The following is a 19,450-nucleotide window of genomic DNA, read 5'->3' as shown; positions in this document are numbered from 1 at the left end:
AGGAGAGAAATATGCTTGAGATCAAGAACCTTCACGTCAAACTTGAGGAAGAGGACAAGGTCATCCTGCGCGGTGTCGATCTGTCGATCAAGGCGGGCGAAGTGCATGCGATCATGGGGCCGAACGGGTCAGGCAAATCGACTTTGTCCTATGTTCTGGCGGGCCGCGATGGCTATGAGGTGACCGATGGGTCAGCGGCGCTGGAAGGCGAAGAACTGCTGGAGATGGAACCCGAAGAACGCGCGGCTGCAGGCCTGTTTCTGGCGTTTCAATACCCGGTGGAAATTCCGGGTGTCGGCAACATGACGTTCCTGCGCACTGCGGTGAATGCGCAGCGCAAGTCGCGTGGCGAAGAAGAACTGTCGGCGGGTGATTTTCTGAAAGTGGTTCGGGCCAAGGCCAAATCGCTGAAGATTGACGCCGATATGCTGAAGCGCCCGGTCAATGTCGGGTTCTCGGGCGGGGAGAAGAAGCGCAACGAGATTCTTCAGATGGCGATGCTGGAACCCAAGATGTGCATCCTTGATGAAACCGACTCGGGCCTTGACGTCGATGCAATGAAACTGGTGTCAGAAGGCGTGAACGCACTGCGCGATGCGGGCCGGTCGTTTCTGGTGATCACCCATTATCAGCGCCTGCTGGATCACATCAAACCTGATGTGGTGCATATCATGGCGGCGGGCCGGATCATCAAGACGGGCGGGCCGGAACTGGCGTTGGAAGTGGAACAGAACGGCTATGCCGATATTCTGGCGGAGGTGCAGTGATGGCCTTGCCGCAAGCGAAATCTGACCTGCTGGCGGCGCGGATCGCGGGGCTTTCGTTCGATGCGTCCGGCTGGCTGGGCAAGGCAAGGACAGACGCCTTGGCGCGGCTGACGGCCATGGGTGCCCCGGTCAAGCGGGATGAATACTGGCGCTATACCGACCCGTCGGCATTGACGGCCCCGGTGGCGCCGAAGGCTGCGCTGTTTGACGCCAAAGACGAAGCCCCGCTGTTTGACAGCATTGACCGGCTGAAACTGGTCTTTGTGGACGGCGTGTTTGATGCCACGCAATCTGATCCGCCAGAGATGGCGGGGGTCGAGATCGTGCGTCTGGCCGATCTGGCTGGCACCGATCTGCACTGGGCGCGCGATATTTACGGTGTGCTTGAGACCCGCGGACAAGAGCCGGTGGCCCGCCCGATGGCGGCGCTGAACACGGCCTTTGCCACCGATGGGGTTCTGATCCGGGTGACGGGCAAGGCCGCAAAGCCGGTGTCGCTGATCTATCAGCACAAGGACGAGCAGTCGGACGCCATTCTGCACCATTGCCTCAAGCTGGAGGAAGGCGCCGAATTGACCGTGCTGGAAGACGGCCCGGCGGCGGCGCGCTTTACCAAGGTGATGGAGGTTGAGGTCGCCAAGGATGCGCGGTTCCACCACATTCGTGCCCAAGGGCGCGATCACGAACGCCGCGCGCATACGCATATCTTTGCGTGCATCGGGGCAGGGGCCTTGTTCAAATCCTTTACCCTGACCGCAAATGGCCGCCTGACCCGGAACGAGGCTTTTGTCGAACTGGTCGGTGCCGATGGTGTGGCCCATCTGGCGGGTGCCGCGGTTGGCGATGGCGATTTTCTGCATGACGATACGGTGTTCGTGACCCATGCGGCAGAACGCTGCGAAAGCCGCCAGGTGTTCAAGAAAGTGCTGAAAAACGGCGCGATCGGGGTGTTTCAGGGCAAGATTCTGGTTCGTCAAAAGGCGCAAAAGACCGATGGCTATCAGATCAGCCAATCACTGCTGCTGGATGATGACAGTCAGTTTCTGGCCAAGCCCGAGCTTGAGATCTATGCCGATGATGTGAAATGCAGCCACGGCTCCACCTCGGGCGCGATTGACGAAACGGCGCTGTTCTATCTGCAATCGCGGGGCGTGCCCAAGCCTGTGGCCACGTCGCTGCTGGTTCTGGCCTTTTTGGCCGAGGCGATTGCAGAGGTCGAGGATGAAGACATCGCCGAAGACATCCGTTCGCGGCTGGAAGGCTGGCTGCACCGGCATGAGCACTAGGATCAGCACATGGCGGTGACCACCGATATCGTCGCCAGTTGGCGCAATCCGCGGGCTTCGGTGCGCAGGCATCTGGCCCGCGGGGTGTCAGAGCCTTTCGCCTTTACCTTGCTGATGGTGTTCTTGGTGGTTGCCTTTGTGGGGCAATGGCCGCAAGCGTCACGCGAGGCGTTTCTGGCGGGCGAGCCTTCGGCAGCCCCACGGATTCTGGCCCGCGCCTTTGCGGTGCTGGCAACACTGCCGTTCTGGTATATCCTGGCCGCCGTCAGCCGCCTGACGGCGCGGTTGATGGGCGGGCAGGGCAGTTGGTATTCGGCGCGGATTTCCCTGTTCTGGGCCTTGGCAACTGTCAGCCCGCTGATGTTGTTGCAAGGTCTGGTCGCGGGCATGATCGGGCAGGGCGCAGCCTATGGTGCGACAACGCTGCTGGTGGGGGTTGCCTTCTTTTACCTGTGGCTGTCGATGCTGTATGAAACGGAGCACTGAAGTGACCTTTTCCTTTTCCGCTGGCCTGGAATTTGCCCGCTTTTGCGTGCAAGAACCGCGTCAGGCGGCCCGCAAGGTGATTGCCGCTGATCTGCCCATGCCCGTGCGTTGGATGGGTCTGGTGCTGGCGGCCATCGTTTCGGCCATCACGGTGCATCTGTATCTGGGCTTGTTTCCCGCAGATGCCGCTGGTGACGCTGCCTTTCCAGGCATTACGCCGTTTACCACGGTTTTGCTGGATCTGGTGTTCAACCTGGCCGCGGCTGTGTTGCTGTTCGCCGTGGGGCGTTGGCGGGGTGGGCAGGGCAGCTTTGCCGACAGCTTGATCCTGATCGTGGTCTTGCAGCTGATCCTGATCTTGCCGCAGCTGTTGCAATTGGTGGCCATTGTTCTGGTGCCGCCTTTGGCATCAATCATTGGACTTGCGTCTGTTGCGCTTTATTTCTGGCTGATCAGCCACTTCGGGGCCGAACTTCACGGCTTTGGTTCGGCGCTGCGGGTCTTTTTCGGGGTGATCGCCACCATGGTGGCGGTCGTGTTTCTGCTGGCTTTCCTCATGTTGCCCTTTGTCGGGGCAGGAGTTTGACCATGTTTGATGTCAACCGTGTGCGCGCCGATTTTCCGATCTTGTCCCGGCAGGTGAACGGCAAGCCGCTGGTCTATCTGGATAACGGTGCCTCGGCGCAAAAGCCGCAGGTGGTGATCGATGCCATCACGCAGGCCTATTCACTGGAATATGCCAATGTTCACCGGGGCTTGCACTATCTTTCGAACCTTGCCACCGACAAGTATGAGGCCGTTCGCGGCATCGTTGCGCGCTTTTTGAATGCGCCCAGTGAAGATGACATTGTGTTCACCTCGGGCACGACAGAAGGCATCAATCTGGTGTCCTATGCCTGGGCCGCGCCACGGTTGCAGGCAGGTGACGAAATTGTGCTAAGTGTGATGGAGCATCACGCCAATATCGTGCCGTGGCATTTTCTGCGCGAACGTCAGGGCGTGGTGCTGAAATGGGTGAACTGTGATGCCAATGGCGATCTTGACCCGGCCGAGGTGATTGCAGCCATCGGCCCAAAGACCAAGCTGGTGGCCATCACCCAGATGTCGAATGTTCTGGGCACGGTGGTGGATGTGGCCAGCATCTGCAAAGCGGCACGGGAAAAGGGTGTTCCTGTCTTGGTGGATGGGTCGCAATCGGCGGTTCACATGCCGATTGATGTGCAGGCCATAGGCTGCGACTTCTTTGCCATTACCGGACATAAGCTATACGGACCAAGCGGTTCTGGGGCGATCTTCATTCGGCCTGAGAGGATGGCCGAAATGCAGCCCTTCCTGGGCGGGGGCGACATGATCCGCGAAGTGACGCGTGATACCGTCAGCTATAATGACGCCCCGATGAAATTTGAGGCGGGCACACCGGGCATCGTGCAGCAGATCGGCATGGGCGTGGCGCTGGACTATCTGATGGGGCTGGGGATGGACAGGATCGCTGCGCATGAGCAGCAGCTACGCGATTATGCCCGCAGCCGACTGGCGGGGCTGAACTGGTTGAATGTGCAAGGGAATTCGGAAACCAAGGGGGCGATCTTCAGCTTTACGCTGCAAGGCGCGGCCCATGCCCATGACATCTCGACCGTGCTGGACAAACGCGGCATCGCGGTGCGCGCCGGAACGCATTGCGCCATGCCGTTGATGGATCACATGGGGGTTGGCGCGACGTGCCGCGCATCCTTTGCCATGTATAACACCGAGGCCGAGGTGGATGCGCTGATTTCGGCGCTTGAGCTGTGTCACGAGCTTTTCGCTTAAAACCGATGTTGCAGTGTCTGCGCCTTGTCGCTATAGCAGGGCCAACGCACCCATAGCTCAGCTGGATAGAGCGTTGCCCTCCGAAGGCAAAGGTCGCACGTTCGAATCGTGCTGGGTGCGCCAGCTTCCCATTCAAGAATTACGCTTCCGTGCCCAACAGGGTGTGGGTCTTATTCACAATGTCCGTAAATCCTATAATCCATATTATGTAAAATATTGCACAGGCTGGACCGCAGGCCCCAAGCCTTGTATGCAGCGCAAAACCGTATGAGGCCCCCATGTTTGATCGCACAATCAAGATTGCCCCGTCCATCCTTTCCGCCGATTTCGCAAACTTTGGCGCTGAATGCCGCGCCATAGAGGCGCAAGGTGCCGATTGGGTGCATGTCGATGTGATGGATGGGCATTTCGTGCCGAACCTGACCTTTGGGCCCGCCACCTGTGCAGCGATCCGCAAGCACATCAAAGGTGTCATGGATGTGCATCTGATGATCTCGCCGGTTGATGCCTATATCGAGGCTTATGCCAAGGCTGGCGCGGATGTGATTACGGCGCATCTGGAATCGGGACCGCATATTCACCGCACCTTGCAGGCCATTCGCGCCGCGGGTGCCAAGGCCGGTCTGGCGCTGAACCCGGGCACCGGATTGGACCAGCTGCCCTATCTTCTGGATATGGTCGATCTGATCTGTGTGATGACGGTCAACCCCGGCTTTGGCGGGCAGAAGTTCATTCACAGCCAGGTCGAGAAAGTGAAAGCGCTGCGTGCCATGATCGGTGACCGCCCGATCCACATCGAAATCGACGGCGGTGTGACGACCGAAACCGCACCACTGGTGGCTGCGGCGGGCGCGGATGTGCTGGTGGCGGGGTCGGCCGTGTTTTCGGGTGGATCGGTCGACACACCGCAGGTTTATGGCCGCAACATCGCTGCAATCCGGGCTGCGGCCACGGCGGCCATGGGCTGATCTGCGCCCTGCCCCAAAGGGTTGCTCACATATTCATAACTTGCAATACATTCTGCGCTCGGCTATGCCGCCCCCATAACGGAGCGCGCAATGAAACGGTTTTTCCCCATTCTTGACTGGCTGCCGGCCTATAACCGCACAGTCCTGACCAATGATCTTGTGGCGGCGGTCATCGTGACGATCATGCTGATCCCGCAGTCACTGGCCTATGCGCTGCTGGCTGGCCTTCCGGCCGAAGTGGGGCTTTATGCCTCGATCGCGCCACTGGTTCTTTATGCGGTGTTCGGCACGTCACGCACGCTGGCCGTGGGGCCTGTGGCTGTGGTCAGCTTGATGACGGCGGCGGCGGTCGGCAAGATTGCCGCAGGTGGAACGCCAGAATATCTGGGGGCCGCGATTGCCATGGCTGTGGCTTCGGGCCTGATGCTGCTGGCGATGGGTCTGCTGCGGCTGGGGTTTATTGCCAATTTCCTGAGCCACCCGGTGATTTCGGGCTTTATCAGTGCCTCGGGCATTCTGATTGCCACCAGCCAGGTGCCCAGCCTGCTGGGGATCAAGGTGGAAGGCCATACCTTGCCCGAAGTGCTGCTGGGGCTTGCCCAAAACCTGCAAGATATCAACATCTTCACAGCACTCATCGGGGGCTTTGCCGTGGCGTTCCTGTGGTGGTCGCGCAGTCGCCTGAAAGGCACGCTTGCGAAATACCGTGTTTCGCCCGGATTAACGTCGGTGCTGGTGCGCGCGGCCCCGGTGGCGGCTGTGGCCCTGACAACGCTGGCGGCATGGGCCTTTGGTCTGGGCGATCGCGGCGTCAGTCTGGTGGGTGACGTGCCCTCGGGCCTGCCCACACCCGCCCTGCCCCCGCTGGACCCTGACCTTTGGGCCGCGATCTTGCTGCCTGCGGCGCTGATCTCGCTGGTGGGCTATGTTGAAACCGTTTCGGTTGCCCAAACCCTTGCGGCCAAGCGGCGGCAACGCATCGACCCCGATCAGGAACTGGTCGCCTTGGGCATGTCAAACCTTGGCGCGGGCCTGTCGGGCGGCTTTCCGGTTACGGGGGGCTTTGCCCGATCTGTGGTGAATTTCGATGCAGGTGCCGAAACCCCGGCGGCCGGGGCCTTTACCGCCATCGGCATGGCCCTTGCCACCTTGTTCCTGACGCCGCTGCTGTATCATCTGCCCAAGGCCACGCTGGCCGCCACAATCATTGTTGCGGTGCTGGGGTTGGTTGATCTGCCCGCGATCAAGCGCACCTTTGCGGTCAATAGCGCCGATGCGGCCGCCATGCTGGTGACCATTCTGATTACGCTGGGCGTTGGGGTGGAACAGGGGATTGCGTCCGGTGTTGGTCTGTCGATTTTGCTGCATCTGTGGCGCACCTCGCGCCCGCATGTCGCGGTGATCGGCCAAGTGCCCGGAACCGAACATTTCCGCAATACCCTGCGCCATAATGTGGTGACGGTGCCCGAAGTTTTGTCGATCCGGGTGGATGAGGCGCTGTATTTCCCGAATGCGCGTTGGTTGGAAGATACGGTCATGGCGCATGTGGCCGACAATCGGCAGATCAAGGCGGTGGTGCTGAATTGCGTGGCCGTCAATGATGTTGACAGTTCCGCCATCGAAAGCCTTGAGGCAATCAACGCCCGGCTTAAGGACGCTGGCGTGCGCCTGCATCTGGCCGAGGTGAAAGGCCCGGTCATGGACAGGCTGCAAAAGACCCATTTTCTTGACGATCTGACGGGCTTTGTGCATTTGACGCAATATGACGCGATGCAGGCGCTTGCCCCTGATCTGACGCGCCAGACACGCACCCTGCCCCGGATAAACACCGCCAAAGTCACATAGGTGGATCAACCTTTGACCGGATGGTCAGATGGGTTTACAGTTTGGTTTAGGGGATAGAGATCATCAGCTTTTAGACACTCTGGGGATGGACATGACGGCCGTTCTGCCGCTTCTGACACACATTGCCGAAGGCACCTCTGTGGATGAAGTCTGGAACCTTGCGGGGCAGTTTTTTCGCCCCCTTGGCTTTGAACGGATGAATTACGGGTTCACTCGTTTCTTGCATGACCGCAGTGTTGGTGACCCGGATGATGCCATCTTTCTGACCACTGCGGATGCTGAATATGCTCGGCGCTACTTTCATAACGGTCTTTACGCCAAGACTCCCGTCTATCGATGGGCCGTCGCCAATTCTGGTGCCTGCACATGGGCCTGGGTGAAAGAGGCCTATGAATCGGGCAAGCTGACGCCCGAGGAAAAGCAAGCCGTCGAACAGAATGCAGCCATGGGCGTGACCGCGGGGATCTCGGTCAGCTTTCCGGAAACCACAACGCGGTCCAAAGGTGCTTTGGGGCTGTTGGCCAATCCCGGTATGTCCCATGCGCAGGTAGAGGCCATATGGGAGGCGCGACGCGACGAAATTCTTGCCGTCGCCCATATGATGCACCTGAAACTGATCCTGCTGCCGCAACCGGCTGCTAAGCGCAGCCTGACCGAGCGGCAGAGGCAGGCTTTGGAATGGGTGGCAGACGGCAAGACCACGCAGGATGTTGCCATGCTGATGCAGGTTTCGCCCGCGATGGTCGAAAAACACCTGCGCCTTGCCCGAGAGGCGCTTTGCGTTGAGACGACGACTCAGGCGGTTGCAAAGGCGTCTTTGCTGAACATTATCTTTCAGCGGCCTGCACATCATAACGGTGCCGGGGCAAGCCTTAAGTGACTGTAATCTGGTAGGGAAATCCTGACTTACCTAGCGTCAGTCAAAATTGCATCTTGGTCATGTTCCAATCGTGGTGGCCTTAGGGCTTTGGAACAGCGGGTGGTGTGTGATGTATTTTCATGCACATGCCAACTGCGTGTCTGCCGGGGCGAAATTTCCCCTTTTGCCCTGTAAACTCTGGCAGTCGCGCTTATTTCGGCGTGACTGGCAGAACATCGTTTGCGCCCTGTCCTCATCCCCATAGGCCCGGCGCAGGGGCGGTCCACCCTTTTGGGTGGGCCGCTTTTTCGTCTTGAAACGCCTGGCCACACTTGCCTGCACCGCGGGCAATGAAAAAGGGCGGTCTTGCGACCGCCCCTTTCCATGGGATTTCCCCAAGATCTTAGCCTTGCAGGGCCTTGGCAACTTCTGCGGCAAAGTCTTCCGACTTCTTCTCGATGCCTTCGCCAACGGCCACACGGGCAAAACCGGTGATCTCAACGCCGGCTTCTTTTGCAGCCTGCTCGACCGTCAGGTCGGGGTTGATCACGAAGGCCTGGCCCATCAGGGTGTTTTCCGCCAGGAATTTCTTCATGCGGCCCGGGATGATGTTGTTGTGAATAACCTGCTCGGGCTTCGGCTTGGCCGAAGTTGCGTTTTCTTCCAGTGCCTTTGCGGTCTGCACGGTCAGCTCACGCTCAACCAGAACCGGGTCCATCGTGGCTTCCGACAGCGACAGGGGCGAGGTCGCAGCAATATGCATCGCAAATTGCTTGCCGATCTCTTTGGCCTTGTCGGCCGGGCCGTTCAGGGCCACCAGCACACCGATCTTGCCCATGCCATCAGCGGCAGCATTGTGAACGTAGGAAACAACCGTTTCGCCTTCCAGCACATGCATGCGACGCAGGTTCATGTTCTCGCCGATGCGCGCAATCGCCTCGTTGATCACTTCTTCAACGGTCTTGCCGTTCAAATGCGCGGCTTTCACCACTTCGACCGAGTCGCCGGTGGTCAGGGCGATATTGGCGACATCGCGCACCAATGCCTGAAAATCGGCGTTCTTGGCCACAAAGTCGGTTTCCGAGTTGATCTCGATCGCAACGCCCTTGCCATCGGTCACAGCCACGCCAACCAGACCTTCGGCAGCAACGCGGTCAGCCTTTTTGGCGGCCTTGGCCAGACCCTTGGTGCGCAGCCAGTCAACGGCGGCTTCCATGTCGCCAGCGGCCTCGGTCAGGGCCTTTTTCACATCCATCATGCCTGCGCCAGTCGCTTCGCGCAGTTCCTTCACCATTGCAGCGGTGATTGTCATAGCAGACTCCTGAATTTCGAATGGATCGGCGGGGCATTACCCCCGCCGCGTAACAGACAGAAGACAGTCCGCCCGGCCTGATCAGGCTTCGGCGACGGCTTCTTCCACGGGGGCTGCTTCCAGCGCACCCAGATCAACGCCAGCCGCACCCATCTGGGCCGACATGCCATCCAGCGCCGCACGGGCCACCAGATCGCAATACAGCGCAATCGCGCGGGCTGCGTCGTCATTGCCGGGGATCACATAATCCACGCCCTTGGGCGAGCAGTTGGTGTCAACCACGGCCACAACCGGGATGCCCAGCTTCTTGGCTTCGAGGATGGCCAGATCTTCCTTGCCAACATCGATGATGAAGATCAGATCCGGGGTGCCGCCCATTTCACGGATACCGCCCAGCGAAGCTTGCAGCTTTGCCTGGTCGCGTTCCATGTTCAGACGCTCTTTCTTGGTCAGGCCTTCGCCGCCTGCCGCCATGATCTCGTCAATCTGCTTGAGACGCTGGATCGACTGGGAAACGGTTTTCCAGTTGGTCAGCGTGCCACCCAGCCAGCGGTGGTTCATGTAGAACTGCGCGCATTTTTCAGCGGCTTCGGCGATCGGCTTTTGGGCCTGACGCTTGGTGCCGACGAACAGGATGCGGCCGTTTTTGGCGACGGTGTCGCGCACGACCTTCAGGGCCTGATCCAGCATCGGAACAGTCTGAGTCAGGTCGAGAATGTGAATGCCGTTACGGTCGCCGTAGATGTATTCACCCATCTTCGGGTTCCAGCGCTGAGTCTGGTGGCCGTAGTGAACGCCAGCTTCAAGCAGCTGACGCATGGAAAACTCGGGGAGCGCCATGTCCATTTCCTTTCCGGTTTGCGCCTCAGCAAAGCCATGCGAGGGTTTCCCCCCAACCGGCGGACCATTCGGGATTTCTCCCCGACGGGCCCAAGCTTTGCCTGTGAAGTGCCGCGTCCTTATAATGTGTGCGCAGCCATGGCAAGGGCTGGCAGGTCAGGACAGCAGAAAAACCGGGGCCTTTCAGCCCTTGCCAACCTTGGCAGGCGGATTTTGCACCTTAACACCCGCCTGATCCTTGCCGTTCGGATATACCAAGCCCGCCGAAATGATCAGCTTGGCGGCATCCTCGATCTTCATATCCAGATAGATCACGTCTTTTTCGGCCACATACAGCAAAAAGCCCGAGGTCGGGTTGGGCGTTGTGGGCAAAAAGATCGAGATCACATCCATATAGCCATGGGTGTTCAATTTGGCCTGCAATTCACCCTTGGCGCGGGTAGAGACAAAGCCGATGGCCCAGATGTTTTCCTTTGGGTATTCCACCAGACAGGCGCGTTCGAAATTCGTCTCGGTCTGGGCAAAGACCGTTTCGGCAATCTGTTTGATCCCGGCATAGATCGACCGCACCACCGGCATCCGGTCCACCACGCGTTCGGCCCAATGCAAAAGTGATCGCCCCAGCAGCCCCTTGGCGATCCAGCCGATGGCCACGGTAAAGACCAAAAAGACCACCACCCCCACGCCACGCACGGGAATCGTCGCCTCGGGGCCGAACCATTCACGCACCAAGACATCAGGCTTCCACGGGCCGGGGATCAGCGGCAAGATCCAGCCGTCGATCCAGCCCACCACCGTCCAGATCAGATAGATGGTCAGCCCGATGGGCAAAACCACGACCAGCCCCGTCAGAAACGAGGCGCGCAGGCCCGCCAAAAGGCCCCGACGACGATGAGGTTGGTTTTCAGACATTGCGGCTCCCTGTCAGCGGCAACTTATGGGCGGTTCCCTGGTTCTACAATGGCAGAGCAACGGTTTGCGCAGTGCGCTTATGGTTTTCGGTCGCTTGCGGCAAATTTCTTTCGCAAATATCCCCGCCCTGCCCGACGGCAGGGCAGTTGCGTTATGCCATCGCCCGTGCAATCGCGGCCGCCAGACGCGCGTTGTTCAGCACCAGCGCGATATTGGCCTCCAGCGAACGCCCTTCGGTCAGCTCATAGATGCGCTGCAACAGAAATGGCGTGACGGCCTTGGCGCTGACACCCTTGGCCTCGGCCAGGGCGGTTTCGATCACGGGCGTGATCACCTCGCGCGGGATTTCTGCCTCGGGCGGGATCGGGTTTGCCACCAACTGCCCCCCCGGCAAGCCAAGCTGAACCCGCAAACGATGCGCCGCGGCAATCATGGGGGCGCTGTCCATGCGCAAGGGCGAAGGCAAGCCCGAGTCGCGCGACCAAAAGGCGGGAAAGGCATCTTGCCCAAAGGCGATGACCGGCACCCCATGGGTCTCCAGCACCTCAAGCGTTTTTGGCAGATCAAGAATGGCCTTGGCCCCCGCCGCCACCACTGTCACCGGTGTCTGCGCCAGTTCCAGCAGATCGGCCGAGATGTCAAAGCTGCTTTCGGCCCCCCGATGAACCCCCCCGATCCCGCCCGTGGCAAAGACCGAGATGCCGGCAAGATGCGCGCAGATCATCGTGGCGGCCACTGTGGTGGCCCCCGTCGCCCCCTGTGCCAGACAGGCGGCCAGATCGGCGCGCGACAGTTTGGCCACATCACGCGCCTGCCCCAGGGCATCCAATTCTGCATCGGTCAGCCCGATGTGAATCTGCCCCCCCATGATGGCAATGGTGGCCGGCACGGCACCTGCCTTGCGCACCTCGGCTTCGACCCGGCGGGCGGTTTCCACATTCTGGGGCCAGGGCATGCCATGGGTGATGATGGTCGATTCCAGCGCCACAATGGCCGCGCCCTCGGCACGGGCCTTGGCAACTTCGGGTGAAAACGTCAGTGGTAGTGTCATGATCCGACCTCGCCTGAAACATAATCTGCGGCGGCCCGCAGCGCGGTTGCAAGGGCTTCGTCGCGCGCCGCCCCCCGACGCTCGGCCACGATATGGGCCGCCATAAAGGTATCCCCGGCCCCGGTCACGCGCGTGACCAGCACAGGGGGCGGGCTGCCGGTGATCACCCCTTGGCCACGCCGGCCTTCGGCAGCCATCTGCCCGCCATCGGTGACCAGCACCCGCGCGGCCCCCCGTGCCAGCAGGGCCTCGGCTGCCTCGGGGGCGGTGCGGGCGGCCGTCTTGGCGATCAGCCCCGCCTCCTCCAGGTTGACATAAAGTGTGGCCGTCGGATGCGCCAGCAACGGGATCAGGCGTTCGGCCTTGCCCGGGCTGGCCGGTGCCACCCGCAAATCTGCAGCGACAAACAGGGCAGAAGTGGCAATTTCGGCCAACAATGCCTCGGTCAGATTGCCATCCAGGGCGATCAGCCCGGCATAGGGGGCCGCAGCCTGCCCCAATCGGCCATCCATCAGGGGGCGCAGGATCTTGTCGCCCGCTTGCTCCAGCGAATGGGCATCGGCTACCGCGGCAATCAGCCCATTGGCCCCCTCGACCGCCATGTAACGGTCCGTTGGCAGATCATCGCTGCGATAAACATGGGCGCAATCCATGCCCATCCGTTCGCAGGCGGCAATCAGTTCATCGCCCTCGGCGTCGCGGCCTATGGCGGTCAGCAAGGCCGGACACAGTCCGAACCGCGCCAGCGTCATGGCGATATTCATCGCCACCCCGCCCGGCAAACGCGTGATCCGCCCCGGCACATCCGACCCCACCCGCATCGACGCGGCAGAACGACCGATGATGTCCCAAAGGACGGAACCAATACACAAAATGTCGCTCATGCCGCTCTCTCTGACCGCATCGCCTGTGCCATGCGTGATGGCCCGGCCTTACAGCGCCGTCCAGCCCCCATCGACCGAAATCGTGGTGCCCGTCACCTGTGCCGCGGCATCTGAACACAGATAAACCGCCGTGCCCCCGATCTGTTCAACCGTGGCAAACTGTCGGCTGGGCTGGCGTTCCAGCATCACATTCTTGATCACGGTCTCGCGATCCATGTTGTGCTTTTTCATCTGATCGGGGATCTGCGCCTCGACCAGCGGGGTCAGCACATAGCCGGGGCAGATGGCATTGGCGGTGATCCCCTGCCCCGCCACTTCCAGTGCCGTCACCTTGGTCAGGCCCACCACCCCATGCTTGGCCGCCACATAGGCCGATTTGAACGGCGACGCGGTCAGCCCATGGGCCGAGGCCACATTCACGATCCGGCCCCAGCCCTTGGCCTTCATTCCCGGCAGGGCGGCGGCTGTGGTGTGAAAGGCCGAGGACAGGTTGATGGCCACAATCGCATCCCATTTCTCGACTGGGAACTCCTCGATCCCGGCCACATGCTGGATACCCGCGTTATTGACCAGAATATCGCAGCCCCCCGCCTGTTCGACCAGCGCCCGACATTCGCCACCGTTCGACATGTCGGCCCGGATATAGCGTGCCGAAACCCCGAATTCCTTCGCCAGATCGGCGGCAAGGGCGTGATCTTCGGCCCGGTCGGTAAAGCTGTTCAACACAATATCGGCACCGGCGCGCGCCAATTCCCGCGCGACACCCAGACCGATTCCACTGTTTGACCCGGTGATGACGGCGCGTTTTCCCTTTAGCGGCATTTTGCCCCCCTATGCTGCAATTGCATCAAGGTTTGCATGCTGCACAGCCAAATTCCACAGGCAAATTCGATTATGACTGGGGCTGACAGGGGGGATGGTGGGGCCGCGATCTGCCAAAAAAAACGCCGGCACGAAGCCGGCGTTAAGTTATTGAGGCAGGTTTCATACAGGCAAGAAACCTATCGAGCAGTGAGTCCCTTATACCCCCGCAACACGCGGCGGCCAAGTTAAAAGTTTGAAAAGGCACAAAACCCCCCGTAGTCTGGGCACCAATAGACAAAGGCTGCGAAGGATTGTTGCCAGAATGAGCCGTCACTTTTTCCAAAATGTCGCGGGCCTTGGGGTCGCTGCCTGTTTGACGATCACTGCGACCCTGGCACTGGCTGAGTCGCCCGCCACACCGCAGCATGGCATAGCTATGTATGGCGCCCCGGCCCTGACCCATGATTTTGTGTCTTTGCCGCAGGTGAACCCGGATGCCCCCAAGGGAGGCAAGATCATTTTCGGCGAATCCGGCGGCTTTGATTCCCTCAATCCCTTCATCCTCAAGGGGCGCGCCCCCGCCGGGCTTGCGGCGCTGACCGTCGAAACCCTGATGGGCCGAAATTACGACGAACCCTTTACGCTTTACGGCCTTTTGGCCGAATCGATCACCACGGATGAGGCTCGGACCTACGCAGAATTTACCCTTCGTGAAGGGGCCCGATTCTCGGACGGCAGCCCCGTCACGGTCGAGGATGTGATCTGGTCGTTTGAAACCCTGGGCACCCTTGGCAACCCGCGCTATCACGGGGCTTGGGCCAAGATCGGCAAGGTCGAACAGACCGGGCCCCGCAGCGTAAGGTTCAGCTTCAACACCGAAGACCGCGAATTGCCGCTGATCCTTGGCCTGCGCCCCATTTTGCAAAAGGCGCAATGGCAGGGCAAAGCCTTTGACGAGTCGTCGCTGGTGGCGCCGATCGGATCAGGCCCCTATGTCGTCGGCGCGTTCGAACCCGGCCGCTATATCACCTATGTCCGCAACCCCGATTGGTGGGGGGCCGACCTGCCCTTCAACCGGGGGCAGCATAACTTCGATGAAGTGCGCTATGACTTTTTCGGTGATGCCAGCGTGGCGTTTGAGGCATTCAAGGGCGGGCTGATTTCAACCTGGCGCGAAACCAACCCTGCGAAATGGGCCAGCGTCTATGATTGGCCCGATGTCACCTCGGGGGATGTGGTGAAATCGGAAATCCCGCACCAACGCCCGTCGGGGATCGAAGGCTTTGTGATGAACACCCGCAAGCCGCTTTTTCAGGATTGGCGCGTGCGCGAGGCGCTGATCATGGCCTTTGACTTCGATCTGGTGAACCAGACGCTGAATGGCAGCGCCGCCAAACGCATTGCGTCATATTTCGGCAATTCGCCCTTGGGCTATACCCCCGGCACCCCGGCCGAAGGGGCGGTTCTGGCCCTGCTGGACCCCTTTCGTGCCGATCTGCCGCCCGGAACCATCGAAGGCTATGCCGTGCCCGCAGGTGATGGCGGCACCTCTAATCGCCGCACCATGCGCGCGGCCAATGCCTTGCTGGAAGAGGCCGGTTGGACCGTGCAGGACGGGCTTTTGAAGAACGCCGATGGTGTGCCGTTTGAATTCGAGATCCTGCTGGTCAACGGCAGCAGTGACATGATCGGGGCGGCCGATATCTATGTCGAAGGGCTGAAACGCCTTGGCATCACCGCCCGTGTGCAAACGGTGGATGACGCCCAATACAAAGAACGCACCAACACCTATGCCTTTGACATGACGCATTACATCCGGTCCCTGTCGCTTTCGCCCGGCAATGAACAGATGCTCTATTGGGGCACTGCCGGGGTGACGGAACCGGGCTCGCGCAACTGGATGGGCATGAACTCTGTTGCGGCCGAGGCGATGATCAACGCCATGCTGAACGCCCCCGATCAGGCCGGGTTTGTCGCCGCAACACAGGCGCTTGATCGGGTGCTGACAGCGGGTAGATATGTCGTGCCAATGTGGTATTCTGACGTCTCACGGTTGGCGCATCGCCGGGAACTGAAATACCCCGAGCGTCTTCCCCTCTATGGTGACTGGCTGGGCTTCCAGCCTGAAACCTGGTGGTATGAGCAGTAAGGAACAGGCAAAACACATGCGACATTTGATCTTGGCCACGATGGTGGCCACGGCGACTTTGCTGGCAGGCTGCGCGACAGTCGATGGAATTGGCCGGGATATCTCGGGCGGGGCCAATCGCGTTTCGGGCTGGTTCAACTGAACCCGCGCGCAGCCATGGCGCAAGACGAAAGGCCGCCTTTTTGGGCGGCCTTTTCCATCTGATCGCGCAGCCGCCGCCTAGCCCAGTGAGGTGACCCAAAGAATGGTCGCATCCTCATCCGACAGGCTGACGACATTATGGCCCATGCTGGCATCATAATAGGCGCTGTCGCCCCGGCGCAGATCAATCGGTTCGTAAAACTCGGTATACAGCCGGATCACGCCGGTCAGCACGAACAGAAATTCCTCGCCATCGTGGCGCACCCAGCCGTCGAATTCTTCAAACGCACGGGCGCGGATGCGGGCCCGATAGGGCAGCATCTTCTTTTTGGTCAGCAACCCGGCCAGCAACTCATGCTCATAGGTGACGGTCGCGTGGCTTTGGCCTTCGCCCCCTTTGGTCACCGCCATCCGGCCCGACACCTGCGCCTTGCTGGGCGGGGTAAACAACTGCGGCACCGTGATCGCCAACCCCTCGGCCAGCTTTTTCAGCGCCTCATAGGTTGGGCTCATCTGCCCGTTCTCGATCTTTGACAGGGTCGAGCGTGCCAGCCCCGCCTGCTGCGCCGCCTGTTCCAGCGTCCAGCCGCGCTCTTTGCGCAAGGCGCGCACCCGCTCGGCCAGATTGACCGGTTCGGCCTGCGCCGTCTCGCCGGTTTCGCGCGCAATGCGGATCAGGGATTTGGGGTCGTTCGTGCTCATGCTTTGGTGATCTATCGAAAGCGGTGCAGGCTTGCAACGTCAAGGGCATCGTCCTATCCCCATCCCATGCTTTCGATCATCGACAATCGCCCCGCCCCACTTGTGCCCGCACCATTCAACATGGCAGCGCATGTTCTTGCGGCATCGGCAGCCCGCCACCCTGACAAGATGGCGCTGCAGATCCTGCGCCCCACCGGCGCCGAAAGATGGAGTTACGCGCGCCTTCTGGCCGCTGTGCAGGGCTGTGCCACCGGCCTTTTGGCCCAGGGTCTGCGCCCCGGCGATCGCATTCTGATGCGGCTGGGAAATCAGGTCGAATTTCCGATCCTGTTTCTGGGTGCCCTTGCGGCGGGGATGGTGCCTGTGGCCACCTCATCGCAGCTGACCACGGCCGAGATCACGCCGATGGCGGCACGCGTTGCCCCTGCGTTGATCGTGGGGGCCCAAGGTGTGGCACTGCCCGATCACCCCGCCCCCGTGCTGCACGAGGCCGACATCCGCCGGATGGAGACGCTGCCCCCAGCCCCGTTTCACATGGGCGATCCAGACCGGCCCGGCTATATCATTTTCACTTCGGGCACATCGGGCACACCGATGGCCGTGGTGCATGCCCATCGGGCCATTCTGGCGCGGCAGATGATGCATCACGGCTGGGAGGGCCTGACCGACACCGACCGCTTGATGCATGCCGGCGCCTTCAACTGGACCTATACCCTTGGCACTGGCCTGATGGACCCATGGACGGTGGGGGCGACCGCCCTGATCCCGGCGCCCGGCGTGGGCGCCGATCAGTTGGGGCTGCTGCTCAAGCGCTTTGACGTCACCATCTTTGCCGCCGCCCCCGGCGTATATCGCCAGATGCTGCGGGCGCCCCTGCCCGCTTTGCCCCGGCTGCGCCACGGCCTGTCTGCGGGCGAAAAACTGGCCTCTGACACAAGGCAGGCGTGGCAGCAGGCAACAGGCACCCCGATCTGCGAGGCTTTGGGCATGTCCGAAATCTCGACCTTTATCTCTGCGGCCCCCGGCCATCCTGCACCCGAAGGCAGCACCGGCTATGCCCAACCCGGTCGTCGCATTGCTGCCCTGGATGAAACCCTTGCCCCGGTGCCGCGTGGCACCCCCGGCCAACTGGCCGTTGATCGCCATGATCCGGGCCTGATGCTGCACTATCTTGATGCCCCCCAGGCCACCGCAGCCCGGCTGGCAGAAGACTGGTTTCTGACCGGCGACACAGTGACAATCGCCGAAGATGGCGCCGTGACCTATCTGGGGCGGGGCGATGATCAGATGAATGCCGGTGGCTATCGCGTCTCGCCGGCCGAGGTCGAGGCCGCGATGATGCTGTTCCCCGGCCTGACCGAAGTGGCCGTGGCCGAAGTCGAGGTCAAGCCCGGCGTCACCGTCATCGCCTGTTTTTACGTCGCCCCCGGCCCGCTCGATCAGTCGGCCTTGGCCCGCCATGCCGCCGCCCATCTGGCGCGCTATAAACAGCCGCGCGCCTTTCGCCGCCTTGATGCCCTGCCGCGCGGGGCCAATGCCAAACTGAACCGCCGCGCCCTGCGTCAGCAGGGTCTAGAAAGCGAACAGCCATGATCAAACTTGATATCCTTTCCGACCCGATTTGCCCGTGGTGCTATATCGGCAAAACCCATCTTGACCGCGCATTGGAACAGCACCCGAACCACCCGTTTGAAATCGAATGGCATCCGTTTCAGCTGAATCCCGGCATGCCCGCGGGCGGGATGGATCGCCGTCAGTATCTTGAACAGAAATTCGGTGGCAAAGAGGCGGCCATAAAGGTTTACAGCCAGATCGAGCGTGCCGCCGCCGATGTCGGCCTTGGCATCGACTTTGCCAGCATTGCGCGCACCCCCAACACCCTTGACGCGCATCGCCTGATCCATTGGGCGGGGCTAGAGGGGCGGCAGACCGCCATCGTATCGGCGCTGTTCCGCGCCTATTGGCGCGAAGGCCGCGATATTGGCGATGCCACCACCTTGGCAGAAATCGCCGAGGCCTGTGGCATGGACCGGGCCATGACCGAACGCCTGCTGGCCAGTGACGCCGATGCCGCCGACATCCGCGCCCGCGATGCCCATGCCCGCGAACGCGGGGTTTCGGGCGTGCCCTGTTTCATCATCGGCAATGAATACGCCGTTTCGGGCGCACAGCCGCCACAGGTCTGGGCGCAGGTGATTGCCGAACTCGACGCCACTCAGAACGGCAGGAACCCATCTTCCAGCCCATAGGATTTGACCGCCAACAAGGTCTGGTCGCCGTCAAGGCCAAAGACAAAGACATGGGCACCGTCATTGACCAGGGTCATGCGGCAGAACACCGTCTCGGGGTCAAACTCGGCAGGGCAATTGGCAATATCGACATGGGGCACGGCCTGTTCAAAAACCGAATAGGTCATCGCGCCGCCCGCCAGATAGCTGACCCCTTCGCCGCCGATATGTGCCTCTCCGGGGCCCGAGGCAAAGGCCGAACCCGCGGCCAGAACCAGCGCAAGGGTGATAGACAGGGCTTTCATTTCCGACTCCTTTACTAAACAATTACGGCTTGCACCCGAAACCCTCTCGTGTCAATCCGTATCGCAGCACGTCGCGGGCCGTTTCATCAGCCAAAATGTCCG

General features: G+C 60.9%; 20 protein-coding genes and 1 tRNA gene. 13 read left to right on the top strand and 8 right to left on the bottom strand.

Features of this window, described 5'->3' with window-relative positions; all coding sequences use genetic code 11:
* Positions 1 to 11 precede the first annotated feature (11 nt).
* From sufC to V3C85_RS10885, 9 genes are all read left to right on the top strand, one after another.
* Complete coding sequence (gene sufC / locus V3C85_RS10925) at positions 12 to 767, top strand: Fe-S cluster assembly ATPase SufC (RefSeq protein WP_331795105.1); 756 nt, start codon at positions 12 to 14, stop codon at positions 765 to 767.
* On the top strand, positions 767 to 2,053 hold the full coding sequence (locus V3C85_RS10920; protein ID WP_331795104.1) for a SufB/SufD family protein: 1,287 nt from the start codon (positions 767 to 769) through the stop codon (positions 2,051 to 2,053). The genes sufC and V3C85_RS10920 overlap by 1 nt, the downstream gene beginning before the upstream one ends.
* A 9-nt stretch (positions 2,054 to 2,062) precedes the next feature.
* Complete coding sequence (locus V3C85_RS10915; protein ID WP_331795103.1) at positions 2,063 to 2,539, top strand: YIP1 family protein; 477 nt, start codon at positions 2,063 to 2,065, stop codon at positions 2,537 to 2,539.
* Position 2,540: 1 nt separating this feature from the next.
* Complete coding sequence (locus V3C85_RS10910) at positions 2,541 to 3,125, top strand: YIP1 family protein (RefSeq protein ID WP_331795102.1); 585 nt, start codon at positions 2,541 to 2,543, stop codon at positions 3,123 to 3,125.
* A gap of 2 nt (positions 3,126 to 3,127) precedes the next feature.
* Positions 3,128 to 4,348, top strand: a complete 1,221-nt coding sequence (locus V3C85_RS10905; RefSeq protein ID WP_331795101.1) for a cysteine desulfurase — start codon at positions 3,128 to 3,130, stop codon at positions 4,346 to 4,348.
* A 46-nt stretch (positions 4,349 to 4,394) separates the two neighbouring features.
* A tRNA-Arg gene (locus tag V3C85_RS10900) sits at positions 4,395 to 4,471 on the top strand.
* 155 nt (positions 4,472 to 4,626) lie between these two features.
* Positions 4,627 to 5,316 (top strand): ribulose-phosphate 3-epimerase, encoded by a 690-nt coding sequence (rpe, locus tag V3C85_RS10895; RefSeq protein WP_331795100.1) that lies wholly within the window; start codon positions 4,627 to 4,629, stop codon positions 5,314 to 5,316.
* Positions 5,317 to 5,406: 90 nt separating this feature from the next.
* A complete protein-coding gene (locus tag V3C85_RS10890; protein WP_331795099.1) occupies positions 5,407 to 7,161 on the top strand; it encodes a SulP family inorganic anion transporter in 1,755 nt (584 codons plus the stop codon).
* A gap of 91 nt (positions 7,162 to 7,252) precedes the next feature.
* Positions 7,253 to 8,041, top strand: a complete 789-nt coding sequence (locus V3C85_RS10885; RefSeq protein ID WP_331795098.1) for a helix-turn-helix transcriptional regulator — start codon at positions 7,253 to 7,255, stop codon at positions 8,039 to 8,041.
* Between the two features lie 382 nt (positions 8,042 to 8,423).
* Here V3C85_RS10885 and tsf read toward each other — a convergent pair whose 3' ends face one another.
* The 6 genes from tsf to V3C85_RS10855 form a co-directional block, all read right to left on the bottom strand.
* Positions 8,424 to 9,332: a translation elongation factor Ts gene (gene tsf / locus V3C85_RS10880; protein WP_331795097.1), complete on the bottom strand. Its 909-nt coding sequence runs from the start codon at positions 9,330 to 9,332 to the stop codon at positions 8,424 to 8,426.
* 81 nt (positions 9,333 to 9,413) lie between these two features.
* The gene (gene rpsB / locus V3C85_RS10875; protein WP_331795096.1) at positions 9,414 to 10,178 is read right to left on the bottom strand and encodes a 30S ribosomal protein S2; all 765 of its coding nucleotides are present in this window, start codon (positions 10,176 to 10,178) and stop codon (positions 9,414 to 9,416) included.
* A gap of 177 nt (positions 10,179 to 10,355) precedes the next feature.
* A complete protein-coding gene (locus V3C85_RS10870) occupies positions 10,356 to 11,084 on the bottom strand; it encodes a DUF502 domain-containing protein (protein ID WP_331795095.1) in 729 nt (242 codons plus the stop codon).
* A 151-nt stretch (positions 11,085 to 11,235) separates the two neighbouring features.
* On the bottom strand, positions 11,236 to 12,135 hold the full coding sequence (locus V3C85_RS10865) for a pseudouridine-5'-phosphate glycosidase (protein WP_331795094.1): 900 nt from the start codon (positions 12,133 to 12,135) through the stop codon (positions 11,236 to 11,238).
* Positions 12,132 to 13,019, bottom strand: coding sequence for a PfkB family carbohydrate kinase (locus tag V3C85_RS10860; RefSeq protein WP_331795093.1), 888 nt, complete (start codon positions 13,017 to 13,019; stop codon positions 12,132 to 12,134). The genes V3C85_RS10865 and V3C85_RS10860 overlap by 4 nt, the downstream gene beginning before the upstream one ends.
* Before the next feature lie 48 nt (positions 13,020 to 13,067).
* Complete coding sequence (locus tag V3C85_RS10855) at positions 13,068 to 13,841, bottom strand: 3-hydroxybutyrate dehydrogenase (protein ID WP_331795092.1); 774 nt, start codon at positions 13,839 to 13,841, stop codon at positions 13,068 to 13,070.
* A gap of 304 nt (positions 13,842 to 14,145) precedes the next feature.
* Between V3C85_RS10855 and V3C85_RS10850 the strand changes: the two genes are divergently transcribed.
* Positions 14,146 to 15,972, top strand: coding sequence for an extracellular solute-binding protein (locus V3C85_RS10850; RefSeq protein ID WP_445942007.1), 1,827 nt, complete (start codon positions 14,146 to 14,148; stop codon positions 15,970 to 15,972).
* Between the two features lie 16 nt (positions 15,973 to 15,988).
* Entirely contained in the window at positions 15,989 to 16,114 is a 126-nt protein-coding gene (locus tag V3C85_RS10845; RefSeq protein WP_331795091.1) for an entericidin EcnA/B family protein, read from the top strand.
* Positions 16,115 to 16,191: 77 nt separating this feature from the next.
* Here the strand turns inward: V3C85_RS10845 and V3C85_RS10840 are convergent, their stop codons facing one another.
* A complete protein-coding gene (locus tag V3C85_RS10840) occupies positions 16,192 to 16,815 on the bottom strand; it encodes a helix-turn-helix domain-containing protein (protein ID WP_331795090.1) in 624 nt (207 codons plus the stop codon).
* Between the two features lie 66 nt (positions 16,816 to 16,881).
* Here V3C85_RS10840 and V3C85_RS10835 point away from each other — a divergent pair, with 66 nt between their 5' ends.
* Complete coding sequence (locus tag V3C85_RS10835; RefSeq protein ID WP_331795089.1) at positions 16,882 to 18,408, top strand: class I adenylate-forming enzyme family protein; 1,527 nt, start codon at positions 16,882 to 16,884, stop codon at positions 18,406 to 18,408.
* Complete coding sequence (locus tag V3C85_RS10830; RefSeq protein ID WP_331795088.1) at positions 18,405 to 19,064, top strand: DsbA family oxidoreductase; 660 nt, start codon at positions 18,405 to 18,407, stop codon at positions 19,062 to 19,064. Before V3C85_RS10835 ends, V3C85_RS10830 begins: the two co-directional genes overlap by 4 nt.
* Here V3C85_RS10830 and V3C85_RS10825 read toward each other — a convergent pair.
* Positions 19,031 to 19,348: a hypothetical protein gene (locus tag V3C85_RS10825; protein ID WP_331795087.1), complete on the bottom strand. Its 318-nt coding sequence runs from the start codon at positions 19,346 to 19,348 to the stop codon at positions 19,031 to 19,033. The genes V3C85_RS10830 and V3C85_RS10825 overlap by 34 nt on opposite strands.
* Positions 19,349 to 19,450 lie beyond the last annotated feature (102 nt).

This window comes from Pseudotabrizicola sp. L79, from assembly GCF_036553525.1.
GTDB lineage: Bacteria > Pseudomonadota > Alphaproteobacteria > Rhodobacterales > Rhodobacteraceae > Pseudotabrizicola.
Note: the sequence above shows the minus strand (reverse complement) of the source record. Positions and strands in the feature narration are given on the sequence as shown.